Origin of the sequence: Rhizobium sp. AN80A (genome assembly GCF_030053015.1) — a bacterium.
In the GTDB taxonomy this organism is placed as follows: Bacteria; Pseudomonadota; Alphaproteobacteria; order Rhizobiales; family Rhizobiaceae; genus Rhizobium; species Rhizobium metallidurans.
Genome location: NZ_JASJPX010000003.1, coordinates 1,995,234 through 2,009,341 on the forward strand (window position 1 = coordinate 1,995,234; position 14,108 = coordinate 2,009,341).

The following is a 14,108-nucleotide window of genomic DNA, read 5'->3' on the forward strand; positions in this document are numbered from 1 at the left end:
GATGGCGCAACGGTCACCCCAGTAGATAATGGGTTTCTAGGGCGTCCATCTCGAAAGACCAGTCAGAATTGAGGGAAAAATGCATCGGCTCACGCTTATAGAGCGGCAGGCGTATCCCAAAAACAACAAACCGCCGCTCGATATCCAGCGCGCTTGGCGACCGGGATCGAGCGGCGGAGTGAAGGTCGCGCCTTTTATACGGCGTCGTTGCCAAGTCCCCTCTGGACCGCTGACGATCAGGAAGCAGGAAGCGTGCCAGTTCGCAATGACTGTGAATCCGGCCCAACGGGCGGCGAAAGACGCCGCGATGGCCGACGCCGTGGCGCGATTTTAGGCTTGCGTGACACAAGCGCACGCTATTTGGGCAGCTACTTGATCAAGCCGACGCGCAACGCCTTGGCAACGGCCTGGGTGCGATTGACCGTGTCGAGCTTCTTGGTGGCGCGGTTGAGGTAGTGATTGACCGTGTGTTCGGACAGGCCGAGGATATCGGCGATCTCGACGCTGGTCTTGCCGGCGGCGGTCCAGTTGAGGCAGTCGATCTCGCGGTCGGTCAGGGCATCGACCACCCGGTTGTCGAGCGCGCGGATCTCGGCCAGCCTGTCGAAGACATGCGTGGAGATATAATGCAGTTCCAGCATTTCCTCGGGCGCGAAGGGATCGCGATCGCCGGAGAAGGACACGGCGCCACGGGCGCCGGACGGGTCATGCGTCGGGAAATAGGCGCAGCGCATCATTCTGAAGCGTTCGAACAGCGCCAGAACGATGTTCGACTTGCCGTCCGAGCGATCCATCTTCTCCTTCGACAGGTCGTTGAAGAACGGCACGGTCGACGAGCGCAGCTTGCCCATGACCGGACTGTTGGTCAGCAACGCTTCCTGGTCGTAAGCCGACAGAAGCTCTGCGGGCCAGTTGGTGATGACCGTGTTGCTCTGCAGATCGCGCGCGGTGGCCGAGGGAAGGTTGAGCACCATGAAGGCGCGAACGCGGTAGGCTTCCGTCAGCCTTTTCATGAAGCGAAAGATATCGAACTGGGTGTTCAACCCAGACACTTCATTTACGTATACGTTCACGGAAGTCTGTTCTGGCAAAGGGTTCATGGTGTCATCAGCTCAAAAAATCAGGAACGTCGTAAGTGGCCTGCTCAATCGCATGCCTACGGCGGCATCGCCGTCAATATGGCCTACGGCACTACACCCCAGGACTGGGGATTGACAACTGGCAATTGTGATGATTCTTCACAAAACCACAATATGCCTACACGCTGAAAATAGGCATATTTCTGTACGAAAGCTGACGCAGCACGTCCGGATTTGACGATTATCAAATCTGCGAGGCGTTATCGGCGCGGGCCGAGGCCGATGCGCATGCCGCTCATGATGCTTTCGGCGGCCTTGCGAACAGGCAAAGCCCACTCCTCCAGCCGCTCGAATGTCAGCCGATAGGCCGGGCCGGTCACGGATACGCCGCCGACGAAGGACAGATCCTCGGAATAGACGGGGGCCGCGACACAGCGGATGCCGACTTCGTGCTCCTCGCGGTCGAAGGCATTGCACGCGCGGCGGATGTCGGTGATCTCGCGGCGCAGCGTTTCCGCCGTCACCGTGTTCTCCGTAAAACGCTGGAACGACACGCTCGCGATGACCGCGTCCAGCCGATCGTCCGGCAGCGCCGAGAGCGCCGCCTTGCCGACGCCGGTGCAATAGACCGGCGAGGCATTGCCGATCTGCGAATACATCCTGACGGGCTGGCTGCCCTCGACCTTGTCGAGATAGATGACGGAAGCGCCGCGCAGGACGCCGAGATGCACGGTCTCGCCGGTCAGCTGCTGCAGGGCGTTCAGATGCGGCTCGGCGATCAGCCGGAACTCGTTGCGCGCCCAGCTGCGCGAGGCGAGGTCGAGAAGGCGCAGGCCGGGTGCATAACGGCCATCGGCCAGCACTTCCAGCAGCCCTTCCTCGGCGAGATGGCCAAGCTGGCGATGCAGCGTGCCGCGCGGCTGGCCGGCGACTGCCAGAATATCGGTGAAGCGCATCGGACCGTCGGCATGGGTGACGATATCGAGCAGCAGCATCAGCTTGCCGAGCGTACCGGTTTCGCGCTTGTCCGCGCCGGCGTCCTTGTCGGTGGCGTTTTTATCCATCGCATTCTTATCCATGATGTGGCCATCAGTCGCGCCCATGCTGGCCCTCACGCCTTGACAGAGACCCAAGGCTAATCCGATAATTCCATATAGTCAAATTGAGTTCTGAATAATGGAACTATCGGGAGGATAGTGGTGGCGGAACCTGGAGCGCAATATCCCGAATTCAGGGACCGAAGCGTGGTGGTGACGGGCGGCGGCTCCGGTATCGGCGCCGCCATCGTCGAGGGGTTCGCCCGCCAGGGCGCCAAGGTCTCCTTCATCGACATCGCCGAGGAAGAGAGCCATGCGCTGGCCTATCGCCTGTCGCGCGACAGCCTGCATCCGGTGCGCTTCCACCATGCCGACCTGCGCGATATCGAAGCGCTGCGCAAAACGGTCGAGGCGATCGTCGCCGATTGCGGACCGATCGGCGTGCTGGTCAACAACGCGGCGCGCGACGACCGGCATGATTTCGACCAGGTCACGCCCGAATACTGGGACAACAATCAGGCGACCAATCTGCGGCACGTGTTCTTCGCGGCGCAGGCGGTGGCGCCATCGATGCGCGAGGCCGGCGGCGGGGCGATCATCAACATGTCGTCCATCGCCTTCATGCTCAACATGCCCGACTTCCCGGCCTACACGACGGCGAAGGCGGCGATCATCGGGCTGACGAAGAGCCTCGCCGGCAAGCTCGGCCCGGACAATATCCGCGTCAATTGCATCCTGCCGGGCATGATCGTCACCGAGCGGCAGATGAAACTGTGGCTCACCGAAGAGGGCATCGCCGGCATGATCGAGCGGCAGTGCATCAAACACGTATTGCAGGCCGACGCCATCGTCGGTCCCTGCCTGTTTCTAGCATCCGACGGCGCCTCGGCAGTGACGGCGCAGTCCCTTATTGTCGATGGAGGCATTTTCTGATGACGACACCCCGATATATCGCGGTCGACTGGGGCACGAGCAGCTTCCGGCTGTGGCTGATCGGCAGCGATGGCAGCGTGCTCAACGAAAGCCGCAGCGACGAAGGCATGACGACGGCGGCCAAGACCGGCTTCGCCGAGGTTCTGGCCAGGCACCTCGCCACGGTCGAGGCGCCCGCCGACATCCCCGTCATCGTCTGCGGCATGGCCGGCGCCAAGCAGGGCTGGGTCGAGGCCGGTTATGTCGACGTGCCCACGTCGCTATCGGCGATCCTCACCGGCGCCGTGCCGGTGCCCGGCCAGAGCCGCGACATCCGCATCCTGCCGGGTCTCGCCCAGCGCGACCGGGCATCGCCCGACGTGATCCGAGGCGAAGAGACCCAGCTTCTCGGCGCGCTCGGGGCCGACAGCACGGGCGCGCAGGCCGTGTGCATGCCCGGCACGCATTCCAAATGGGTGCATGTGCAGGATGGCGAGGTCATCGGCTTCTCCACCTTCATGACGGGCGAGCTGTTCGACGCGATCACCAAGCACACGATCCTGTCGCATGCGGTCGCCGGCGCCGAGCAATCGCCGGCCGACAACTCCGCCTTCAAGGCATCGGTCTCGACCGCATTCCGCCAGCCACAGATGGCGACCAACCTGTTGTTCACGGCGCGCTCCGGCCAGCTGCTGCACGGCATGACCGCATCGGCGGCGCAGGCGCGGATTTCGGGCACGCTGATCGGCCTGGAGATCTCGGGCGCGCTGGCCGACGCCGCCAACGACACGCCGATCGCGCTCGTCGCCTCCGGCCGCCTGCAGAAGCTCTACGAGACCGCCTTCAAGGCGCTCTCGCTCAACGCCACGACCATCGATGCCGATACGGCGGTGCTTGCCGGCCTTTCGGCCGCCGCAAACGCCATCTGGCCCAATTAATTCCAGTCAAGAAAGAACAGAGCGATGAACCGCATCCCCTTCCCCGCCATGAAGCGCCCGCTGATCGCCATCCTGCGTGGGATCAAGCCCGAGGAAACCGAAGGCGTCGTCGGCGCGCTGATCGAGAATGGTCTGACCGCGATCGAGATCCCGCTGAACTCGCCCGAGCCGTTCAAGTCGATCGAGATCGCCGCCAAGATGGCGCCCGCCGACGTGCTGATCGGCGCCGGCACCGTTCTGAGCACCGAGGCCGTCGACAATCTGCACAATGCCGGCGGCAAGCTGCTGGTGACGCCGAATGTCGAGCCCGACGTCATCATCCGCGCCCGCGACTACGGCATGGTGACGATGCCCGGCGTCTTCACCCCCACGGAAGCGCTCGCCGCGGCGCGCGCCGGCGCCACCGGCCTGAAGTTCTTCCCGGCCAGCGTGCTCGGCCCTTCCGGCATCACGGCGATCCGCGCCATCCTGCCGCCGGAGCTGACCATCGCGGCCGTCGGCGGCGTGTCCGACAAGAATTTCGCCGAGTACACCAAGGCCGGAATCCTGGCCTTCGGGCTCGGCACGAGCATCTACAAGCCGGGAATGACTGTCGCCGAGGTTGCCGAGCGCGCCAAGGCAACCATTTACGCATACGACGCAGCAGTGGGAGCTTGAGCGTATGACCGACATTCATGAGTTCGCGGGGCGGACTTTGTCGAGCACCAATTCGGTGCTGGGCGAAGGGCCGACCTACGATCCCGATACCAATACGATCTGGTGGTTCAACATTCTCGGCAAGGAATTGCACGAGCTGAACCTCTCGAACGACGAGAAGAAGGTGCACGCGCTGCCTGTGATGGCGAGCGTGCTGGCGCGGATCGACGCCAAGCGGCAGCTGCTCGCGACCGAGCAGGGCCTGTTCGTGCGTGATATCGAAAGCGGCGGCCTGACATTTTACGCGGCACTCGAAAACGACCGGCCGGAGAACCGCTCCAATGACGGGCGCATGCATCCCTCGGGCAGCCTGTGGATCAGCACGATGAGCAAGCGCGCCGAGCCGCAGGCCGGCGCGATCTATCACGTGGCGCGCGGCAAGGTGACGAAGCTGTTCGGCGGCATCACCATTCCGAACTCGATCTGCTTCTCGCCCGATGGCTCCGTCGGCTATTTCACCGATACGCATCTCAGCCGCCTGATGCGGGTGATGGTCGATCGCGAGACCGGCCTGCCGACCGGCGAGCCGATCGTGCTCGTCGACAGCATGGAGGAAGACGGCGGGATCGACGGCTCGGTGGTCGATGCCGACGGCTATATCTGGAACGCGCGCTGGGGGGCCGGCACGGTCGATCGCTACAGCCCGGATGGCCTGCGCATCGCCCGCTACAAGGTGCCTGCCGCGCAGCCCTCCTGCCCCGCCTTCATCGGCCCGGGTGCGGACCGGCTGGCGGTGACGACGGCCTGGGAAGGCCTCGACGACGCGGCCCGCGCCAACCAGCCCGATGCCGGCGCGCTGCTCGAGCTCGGCGTCACCGTCCGCGGCGTTTTCGACGCGGCCTATATTCTCTGAAGCATCGGCCTCGATGTGTTTCGAAGGGCGTCCTTGGGGGCGCCCTTTTTCGTTGCCGGGTCCCGGCGATCGCCCGCCAGCCCGATCCCGAGGTCGCGAAGGTTCCGGAAATTTCGTCAGTTTTTGCGTGTATTTTTCTGGGAACCAATAGCCAACCCATTCATTTACTTAGCGAACCAGCCGGGCTGACACGCCTCTCGCTAGAAGAGGAAAGCACGGCTAGAGATCACCCAAGGACACTGAAAGTAGGTACGATATGACACGCAAACTTCTCACCACCGTTGCCGCTGGCGCCCTGTTTGCCACGGCCTTCGCACCGGTCGCTTTCTCGCAGGGCGCTGCCCAGCCGGCCTCGCCGAGCGCACCGTCCATGTCGGCACCGGCCGACCCGGCAGCGCCGAAGCCGGATGCCATGAAGCCGGCAGGTGATGCCGCACAGGCACCCGCTCCCGCGGCCAGCACCGACACCGCAGCGGCCGGCGGCGGCACCTATCTGACGGAGCAGGCCTCCGATCAGGTGAGCGCCAACACCTACATCGGCCAGGCCGTCTACAACGGCCAGAACGAAAGCATCGGTAACGTCAACGACCTGATCATGAAGAAGGATGGCGGCCTTGTCGCAGCCGTGATCGGTGTCGGCGGCTTCCTTGGCATCGGCGAGAAGAACGTCGCCGTGCCGATGGAAAAGGTCACCGTGGCCCAGAACACCCAGGACGGCAGCGTCAAGCTGACGACCTCGGAAACGGCCGAAACGCTGAAGGCGGCGCCGGAATTCAAGACGCTGCAGATGCAGTCGGCTGAAAAGGCACCCGCTGCTGGTACGATGGACAACACCACGACCAGCTCCACGACAGCAAAGTAAACACTGCATCGTTAGTCGCAGTGCATGCGTAACCGATGGCGTCCGAAAGGGCGCCATCGGCTTTTGTGTCCACGGTGCGCGGCCCACCACCCACTCCTCCATTGGGTGTATTGACACAATGCAATCAACCAAAGAGAAATGACGTAAAGACAACGCATTGCTCGCAATGAGCAGCTGCTGAAGGTGTTGATATTGGCGCGGAGCCCATACTTTCGCGATCATGAAGGATCATTGAAGTCAGGCAGCGGAGGTGGCACAATGGACCACATGGAAAATCGCGTCGCCAAGCTTGAAGCCATTGCCGATGATATGCGCTCGACGCTGAACACAGTGCTCGGACAGCTGGCGCGTATCGACAGCAAGCTCGATTCCAAACCCGATCAGGGCTGGATCATCAATGTGGTCTGCATCATCCTCGGTGTCGTGCTCGCGGCGATTGCCGCCACGGCAGGCCTCTTCGCGCTGATCAAGTAACGACCGCTGCTCAGGCCATCGCCCGTTCGCCGGTGTCGTATTCGTTCTCGTGCAGGAACCTCAGCGTGGCGATGCTGTCGGCGGGTTTGCCGAAATAGTAGCCCTGCCCCATGCCGCAGCCGAGCATCCGTAGCTTGGCGGCTTCGGAATAATCCTCGATGCCTTCGGCGACGACCTCGAGATCGAGGCCCTCGCACATGGTCAGGATCGCCTTGATGATGTGCTCGGAGGCACGGTCGGAATTGATGCGCGAGACGAAGGCGCGGTCGATCTTGATCTTGTCGAACATGAAATCGCGCAGGCGGCCGAGGCTGGACTGGCCGGTGCCGAAATCGTCGAGCGAGATGCGAACGCCCGCCTGGCGCAGATCGGCGATGATGCGGTTTGCGGTATCGGCCGAGCCCATTACCGCCGTCTCGGTGATCTCGAGTTCGAGCCGGTGCGGATCGAAGCCGACGCGGCCGAGGATGGAGAGCACGTTGGCGCTGGTGCCCGGATCCATCAACTGCGCGGAAGACAGGTTGAAGGACAGGAACATCTCGCGCGGCCATGAGAGCGCCGCTTCGGCGGCCTTGCGCAGCAGCGTTTCGGAAAGAGCGTCGATGAAGCCGCGCTCTTCGGCGAGCGGCACGAAGACACCCGGCGAGACGAAGCCGAGATCCGGATCGTTCCAGCGGGCCAGCGCCTCGAAACCGAGAACCTGGTTGTTGGCGAGCGAGACGATCGTCTGAAAATGCACGTCGATGGCATCGGAAATGATGGCGTTTCTCAGCGCCTGCTCGAGCTGCGTGGCGCGCTTCATCTCTTGCGCGATCTCGCGGGAGTAAACGGTGATCTGGCTGCGGCCGCGACGTTTGGACCGATAGAGCGCTGTTTCGGCGCTCTTGAGCAGCTCATCGAACTCCTCGCCCGCGAAGGGATATATGGCGAAGCCGAAGGATGCCGAGAGACGGACGTTGCGGTCGCCGAGATCGTAGGGCGCCGACAGCACCTCGCGGATCATCTGGCCGAACTTCTCGGCGCTAGCCCGTTCGAAGACCAGCGGCAGGACGAAGGCGAATTCGTCGCCGTCATGACGCGTGACGACGGCGCCATCGGGAATGCAGGCTTTCAGGCGATGCGCGACCTGACAGAGAATTTCGTCGCCGGCGGCCGAGCCGAAGAGGTCGTTGATCGGCTTGAACGAGTCGAGATTGGCGATACCGATGGTGAAAGGCGCCGGATCGGCGGCGCGTTCGGCCGAGATCTGGGCGATACGGTCGCGCATTCGATAGCGGTTTCCGAGCCCGGTCAGGGGGTCGGTGTAGGCCATCGTCTGAAGCTCGTTCTGGCTTACCGAAGCCAATGGCATATCCGCCAACATCATCATTCTGATCCAGAGCTTCCCCAATACCCGGCAGAATGGCGGGCAAGTCTTAAAAATTCGATATTCGACAACCCTGGATGATCGCGCCTTGCCTCCCAAGAATTGGGGAGTTGACGCAACCCGCGCCTAAAGCGAGGCCCGCCTGGCCTCCGGTTGCATGAATTTCTGGAACACCGTTTCGAGAATGTCGGGGCTGACGGGCTTCATGATCACGTCGTCCATGCCGGCCTTGGCGCATTCGGCGCGGTCGCGCTCGAAGGCCTGGGTGAGCACGCCGATGATGGGGGTGCGCGGGCCATCGCCTTCCACCTGGCGGATCAGCCGGGCCGCCTCGAAGCCGTTGAAGCCGGGCAGCGAAATATCCATCAGCACGATCTTCGGCCGGTACTCCGTCCACATGCGCACGGCTTCGTCGCCGCTGGAGGCGATGCGATAGTGATAGCCCAGCCCCTCGAGGATCTGCGAGAAAACGATCTGGTTGATATCGTTGTCCTCGGCGACCAGCACGTCGAGCTCGATCTCATCGTCGGATGTCGTGATCTCCCAATCGCCGTCGATCCGTTCCGCCATGCTACCGCGATTGTTGCGGTTGAAATGACGGGCGATCTGGAAGGTGAGCTCGGTGGAGATCTGGAAGCCGTCCATGACCAGCGACGGGATGCCGTACTGCTCGGCGAGCTCGAGGCAGCGCATGCCCATCTGATTGTCGATGATGACGAGATCGAGCGACAGGCCGGCCGACGTGGCGATCTCCAGAAACTGCTCCTCTTCGTCCTCGTTGCGCACCGAGCATGCCTCGAAGCCGTACTTGGCCAGCGTCCTCAGCGCCGCGGTCTCGGCGGCGATATCGCCGGTGACGACAAGGATGCGGCGACCGGAGAAATTCTCGGGCACGATGGCTTCCATGGCGGCCGGTTCGCGGCGCTCGCTGTCGCCGATCATCGGAACGTAGGCGCGGCGAAAGCTGCTCTGGGCCGATGTCGTGACGCTCGACGCCTTCTCGAATTCCTCGAGATCACCGCCCTCGCGCGGCAGGTCCTGCATGGTCGAGATCAGGAAATAGCGTCCCGGCTTGCCGATGCGGTGCTTGCGCGAGATGATTTCGCGTTCCGAGCCGTCGCGGGCGATCTGGCGCTGGCGGACCACCGACATCTCCCCGGTTTCGAGAACGTGGAGGTCGCTTTCCTCGAAGCGGGCGGCCACCTCGGGCGAGAACAGTTCGGCGCTCTTGCGGCCGAGCACCTCGTCCGCCGTCGTCTGGTACTTCTCGCAGAAGGCGACGTTGACGGCGACGTAGGTCAGGTTTCGATCCTTGACGAAGAGCGGGAACGGCAGGTTGTCGAGAATATCCTCGGTGAGCTGCACGCGCTCGAGATCGAGCCGCCACTGCTCCTCGCGCTTCTTGGCCTCCGAGATGTCGGAGATTACGCAGACGCCGTAACCGCTAGGGAGCCGGCGCTTCTGGAAGCCGACCCAGCAATCGTTGCCGTAGCGCTCGACCGCCTCGTAGCGTTCGCGCCAGTGCGAGGCAATCTTCTGCGACAACCAGTCCTCGCGGCTGAGCGCGCCCTGCTTGCCGGCCGAACGGCTGCGGATTCCGGTTTCGTAGACGGCGCTCAAAAAATCCCGCAGTCGCGTGCCGGGCTGCAGGAGATCGGCGCAGATCGGGAAGAAATCGAGAACCTGCCGGCTGCAGAAGACGATGTGATCGGTCTTGTCGTAGACGATGAAGGCCGACGACAGGCTTTCGCAGACCGCGTCGAACAACGCCGTCTGGAGGCCAGCCGCGGTTTCAACCGCGCCCTCCCGCGGGCTGTGTCCGCTTGATCGCGACCGGCACTCATACTACGCGTCCTACATCTGTCCGAATGGATTGCATTTTGCGGCGGGTATTGTCGGCAAAATGCCAGTTTTGTCTTAAGGCGTGCTTAACATTAAGCAGCCAAATATTTGCGCAGGTACAAGGCCTTATCGCGTCGCTTTCGCCCTTCCCTCGGCCTCGAGAATCCGCGAAAATGGCGGCATGTCGATCAAGCTGCTTTCCGAAACGCTCATCAACCAAATCGCCGCCGGCGAGGTCATCGAACGCCCCGCCAGCGCCGCCAAGGAACTGATCGAGAACGCGCTCGACGCAGGCGCCACGCGTATCGAGATCGCCACCTCGGGCGGCGGCAAGAGCCTGCTTCGGGTGACCGACAACGGCTCGGGCATGGACGAGCGCGATCTGGAGCTTGCCGTGCGCCGGCACTGCACCTCGAAGATCACCGATACGCTCGACGATATCCATACGCTCGGCTTTCGCGGCGAGGCGCTGCCCTCGATCGGCTCGGTGGCGCGGCTGACGATTTCGAGCCGCCGCCGCGACAGCGATGGCGGGGCGGAAATTTCGGTGGCGGGCGGCAAGCTGCAGCATCTGAGGCCATCAGCGCTCAATCCCGGCACCATCGTCGAGGTGCGCGACCTCTTCTTCGCGACGCCGGCGCGGCTGAAATTCCTGAAAACGGAGAAGGCCGAGGCCGGCGCGATCACCGAGATCGTCAAGCGCATGGCGATCGCCTTCCCGCAGGTGCGCTTCGTGCTCTCGGGCACCGACCGCACGACGCTGGAGTTTCCGGCGACCGGCGACGACCATCTGGCGCGCATGGCGCAGATCCTCGGCAAGGACTTCCGCGACAACGCAATCGAAATCAATGCCGAGCGCGAGGATGTGACGCTGACCGGCTTTGCCGGCGTGCCGACCTTCAACCGCGGCAACGCGGCGCATCAATATGCCTTCGTCAACGGCCGGCCGGTGCAGGACAAGCTGGTGCTGTCGGCGATCCGCGGCGCCTATGCCGAGACGATCCCATCGGGACGCTACGCGGTGGCGGTGCTGTCGATCGGGCTCGATCCGGCGCTGGTCGACGTCAATGTGCATCCGGCCAAGTCGGACGTACGCTTTCGCGATCCGCAACTGGTGCGCGGGCTGATCGTCGGCGCGATCCGCGAGGCGCTGGCGCGCGACGGCAGCCGGGCGGCGACCACGGGCGCCGACGGCATGCTGCGCGCCTTCCGCGCCGGCTTCCAGCCGAACGGCTACCGGCCGCAACCGCAGCAGCAATGGAGCGCCGAGACCTCGCCGTCGCGGCCTTTCTCCGCCGCCGCCGGCTACTCCCACTCCCCGCCGCGTCCGGCCGGCAACGGTTTTGGCGAGCGGCCACAGACATCGTTCGACGGGCTGACGATGCCGACGGCCCGGGCCGAGACCACGCAGACTTCGCCATGGATGGCGCCAGCGCCCGTCGCCGAGGCCGAGGTGCCGTCGCGCTTCCCGCTCGGCGCGGCGCGCGCGCAGATCCACGAGAACTACATCGTGGCGCAGACCGAAACCGGGCTTGTCATCGTCGACCAGCACGCCGCGCATGAGCGGCTGGTGTTCGAGGCGATGCGCAAGGCGCTGCACTCCAAGAGATTGGCCTCGCAGGTGCTGCTGATCCCCGAGATCATCGACCTGCCGGAAGAGGATTGCGACCGGCTGATGCAGTTTTCCTCCGAGTTCGGCGAGCTCGGGCTTGGCATCGAGCGTTTCGGGCCGGGCGCCATCGCCGTGCGCGAGACGCCGGCGATGCTCGGCGAGGTCGACGCCTCGGGGCTGATCAAGCAGCTCGCCGACGAGATCGCCGAGTGGGACACGGCATCGGGACTATCGGCAAAGCTCGAATATGTGGCGGCGACCATGGCGTGCCACGGATCGGTGCGCTCGGGACGGCGGCTGCGGCCGGAGGAGATGAACGCGCTGCTGCGGCAGATGGAGATGACGCCGGGCTCCGGACAGTGCAATCACGGCCGGCCGACCTATATCGAGCTCAAGCTTTCCGACATCGAGCGGCTGTTCGGCCGGAGCTGAAATCGCTGGCAATGGCGGCTGTTGCGGGGTATGGCAATCCTGTTACGGCCGGCTTTGAGGATTGGAGCGCATGAACTTGTTTGAAGGAAACGGAAACCGCGAAGCGAAGATACGTTATCTCGATGCGGATTTTCAGATCCTGTCGCCGGGTTCCCATGTCGTGTGCGCCATGACGGGCAAGCAGATCCCGCTCGACGAACTGCGCTACTGGAGCGTCGCCCGCCAGGAACCCTATGCCGACGCCGTGTCCTCCTTCGAGGCCGACAAGCGCGCCGGCGTGCTGCCGAACCAGAAGCGGTAGTCGCAGGCCCTTCGGCGAGACGGCGCAGCGCGAAGGCAGCGCCTCGGCCATGGAGAAAACAATGATCAAGATCATCGCATTGCTGCACAGCGCCGTCGGCCGGGATTGGCAGACTCCGCCCAAGGAGATGGGCCTGAAGACCTTGTACGAAGCCGAAGCGCAGGGCTTCGTCGAAATCCGCGGCGAATACCAGAAACGGCAATTCCGCCTGACGCCGATGGGCTTCCAGACCGTCGAGCGCGACAGGCGGCGGCTGGAAGCGCGCAAGCTTTAAAGCCGGCCCTTTCGGCGGCTCGCAGTCTCACACCGCAAAAGGACGAGAACCGGTGCCTTTCCGTTCATCCGCCCTGTTGTCCGCCGCCCTCATCGGGATGGCCATCCTGCTTGGCGCTGTCGTCGGCTCCGCCCGGCCCGTGCTTGCCGGACCCTGCGCGCGGGAAACGGTCGAGAACACCAATTACGTGATCTGCACCGTCGATCCCGCCAAGGTTGACCTGCGTCTCTTCTGGAAAGGCGACGACGGCGCGCCCTACCGCTCCTTCCCCGGTATCGCTGACGCCGTCACCGCCAAGGGCAAGACGCTCGTCTTCGCCGTCAATGCCGGGATGTATCTCGAGGATTTCTCGCCGATTGGCCTCTATGTCGAGAACGGCCGAGAGCTGCGGCCGGTGGCAAGCGTCAAGGCGCCGACGGCGAGCGGGCCGGTGCCGAACTTCTACAAGAAGCCCAACGGCGTCTTCTATATCGGCGACAAGGGCGCGGGCATCCTGCCGACCGCGACTTTCATGAAGCAACGCCCCGACGTCAGGCTGGCCACGCAGTCCGGGCCGATGCTGGTGATCGCAAACAGGATCAACCCGATCTTCATCGCCGGCTCCAGCGACCGCACGCGGCGCAGCGGCGTCGGTGTCTGCGGCAATGGGACCGTCCGTTTCGCGGTCAGCGACGATCCCGTCAACTTTCACAATTTCGCGCGGCTTTTCCGCGATCGGCTGCAATGCCCGGACGCGCTGTTTCTCGATGGCGGCGGCGGCGCGGGGTTCTATAGCGGCGAATTGGGGCGCAGTGATTTTTCCTGGCATGGCGGGTATGGGCCGGTGTTCGGAGTGGTGGAGTAGAGCCTTGGTCGAGAGGGTGGAGCCAGGATTACCCCCTCTGCCCTGCCGGGCATCTCCCCCACAAGGGGGGGAGATCGACTCGCGGTTAGGTCTTCGCCAAACGTTGAAGTAGGAGCGAGCGGGCAAGCCCAGCCAATCTCCCCACCTGTGGGGGAGATGTCCGGCAGGACAAAGGGGGGCGACACACGGCACAACGCCCATCGCATCGACAGCGCTAGTGAAAAGTCCGCACCTCGACAGGAGCCCGACAAGCGATGGCAGCCTTGCGACCCCAGGCCAGCGCCTCGTCCATGCCATCAGCCTCCAGCACCCATAAACCGCCGACATGCTCGCTGGTTTTGAGATAGGGACCGTCGCTCACCGAGACATTTCCATCGGCATCGGCGCGCAACGACTTGGCGGTGCCCGCCCGATGCAGGCCGCCGACGAAGAGCCGGATGCCGGCGGCGATCATCTCGTCGTTGAGCGCATCGATCGCACGATGCATCGCCTCATCTTCCGAGACGGCGGGGTCGTAATCATCAGGGTGGTGAATGGCTACCAGATAGCGGGGCATGACGTCTCCTCCATGTTGAACCTATCGTAG

At 63.7% G+C, this 14,108-nt stretch carries 14 protein-coding genes and 1 pseudogene; 10 read left to right on the forward strand and 5 right to left on the reverse strand.

Going from position 1 to position 14,108, the window contains the following annotated elements:
* Positions 1-368: 368 nt before the first annotated feature.
* Both P3R82_RS21490 and P3R82_RS21495 read right to left on the reverse strand, forming a co-directional pair.
* Entirely contained in the window at positions 369-1,100 is a 732-nt protein-coding gene (locus tag P3R82_RS21490) for an autoinducer binding domain-containing protein (RefSeq protein WP_283195262.1), read from the reverse strand.
* Positions 1,101-1,339: 239 nt separating this feature from the next.
* Positions 1,340-2,143, reverse strand: a complete 804-nt coding sequence (locus P3R82_RS21495; RefSeq protein ID WP_283195263.1) for an IclR family transcriptional regulator — start codon at positions 2,141-2,143, stop codon at positions 1,340-1,342.
* Positions 2,144-2,278: 135 nt separating this feature from the next.
* On the opposite strand from P3R82_RS21495, the gene P3R82_RS21500 reads away from it, so the two are divergent.
* From P3R82_RS21500 to P3R82_RS21525, 6 genes are all read left to right on the forward strand, one after another.
* On the forward strand, positions 2,279-3,049 hold the full coding sequence (locus P3R82_RS21500; protein WP_283195264.1) for an SDR family oxidoreductase: 771 nt from the start codon (positions 2,279-2,281) through the stop codon (positions 3,047-3,049).
* Positions 3,049-3,966 carry a 2-dehydro-3-deoxygalactonokinase gene (locus tag P3R82_RS21505; RefSeq protein ID WP_183901915.1) on the forward strand — a complete coding sequence of 306 codons (918 nt, stop codon included), beginning with the start codon at positions 3,049-3,051 and terminating at the stop codon, positions 3,964-3,966. The genes P3R82_RS21500 and P3R82_RS21505 overlap by 1 nt, the downstream gene beginning before the upstream one ends.
* 24 nt (positions 3,967-3,990) lie before the next feature.
* Positions 3,991-4,623, forward strand: coding sequence for a 2-dehydro-3-deoxy-6-phosphogalactonate aldolase (locus P3R82_RS21510; RefSeq protein WP_283195265.1), 633 nt, complete (start codon positions 3,991-3,993; stop codon positions 4,621-4,623).
* Between the two features lie 4 nt (positions 4,624-4,627).
* Complete coding sequence (locus tag P3R82_RS21515; protein WP_283195266.1) at positions 4,628-5,515, forward strand: SMP-30/gluconolactonase/LRE family protein; 888 nt, start codon at positions 4,628-4,630, stop codon at positions 5,513-5,515.
* Positions 5,516-5,771: 256 nt separating this feature from the next.
* Positions 5,772-6,377: a PRC-barrel domain-containing protein gene (locus tag P3R82_RS21520; protein WP_183901912.1), complete on the forward strand. Its 606-nt coding sequence runs from the start codon at positions 5,772-5,774 to the stop codon at positions 6,375-6,377.
* A 258-nt stretch (positions 6,378-6,635) separates the two neighbouring features.
* Positions 6,636-6,851 (forward strand): hypothetical protein, encoded by a 216-nt coding sequence (locus P3R82_RS21525; protein ID WP_113238589.1) that lies wholly within the window; start codon positions 6,636-6,638, stop codon positions 6,849-6,851.
* Between the two features lie 10 nt (positions 6,852-6,861).
* On the opposite strand, the gene P3R82_RS21530 is transcribed toward P3R82_RS21525, so the two are convergent.
* Both P3R82_RS21530 and P3R82_RS21535 read right to left on the reverse strand, forming a co-directional pair.
* Complete coding sequence (locus P3R82_RS21530) at positions 6,862-8,220, reverse strand: EAL domain-containing protein (protein WP_283195267.1); 1,359 nt, start codon at positions 8,218-8,220, stop codon at positions 6,862-6,864.
* Positions 8,221-8,343: 123 nt separating this feature from the next.
* Positions 8,344-10,061 (reverse strand): annotated as a pseudogene (locus P3R82_RS21535) (response regulator).
* A 179-nt stretch (positions 10,062-10,240) separates the two neighbouring features.
* Here P3R82_RS21535 and mutL point away from each other — a divergent pair.
* The 4 genes from mutL (at position 10,241) to P3R82_RS21555 (ending at position 13,522) form a co-directional block, all read left to right on the forward strand.
* Entirely contained in the window at positions 10,241-12,103 is a 1,863-nt protein-coding gene (gene mutL, locus P3R82_RS21540; protein ID WP_283195268.1) for a DNA mismatch repair endonuclease MutL, read from the forward strand.
* 70 nt (positions 12,104-12,173) lie between these two features.
* Positions 12,174-12,404, forward strand: a complete 231-nt coding sequence (locus P3R82_RS21545) for a DUF2093 domain-containing protein (RefSeq protein WP_183901908.1) — start codon at positions 12,174-12,176, stop codon at positions 12,402-12,404.
* A gap of 61 nt (positions 12,405-12,465) precedes the next feature.
* A complete protein-coding gene (locus P3R82_RS21550; RefSeq protein ID WP_283195269.1) occupies positions 12,466-12,678 on the forward strand; it encodes a hypothetical protein in 213 nt (70 codons plus the stop codon).
* A gap of 97 nt (positions 12,679-12,775) precedes the next feature.
* Positions 12,776-13,522 (forward strand): phosphodiester glycosidase family protein, encoded by a 747-nt coding sequence (locus P3R82_RS21555; protein ID WP_283196397.1) that lies wholly within the window; start codon positions 12,776-12,778, stop codon positions 13,520-13,522.
* Between the two features lie 214 nt (positions 13,523-13,736).
* Here the strand turns inward: P3R82_RS21555 and P3R82_RS21560 are convergent, their stop codons facing one another.
* A complete protein-coding gene (locus P3R82_RS21560; protein ID WP_283195270.1) occupies positions 13,737-14,078 on the reverse strand; it encodes a YciI family protein in 342 nt (113 codons plus the stop codon).
* Between the last annotated feature and the right edge of the window lie 30 nt (positions 14,079-14,108).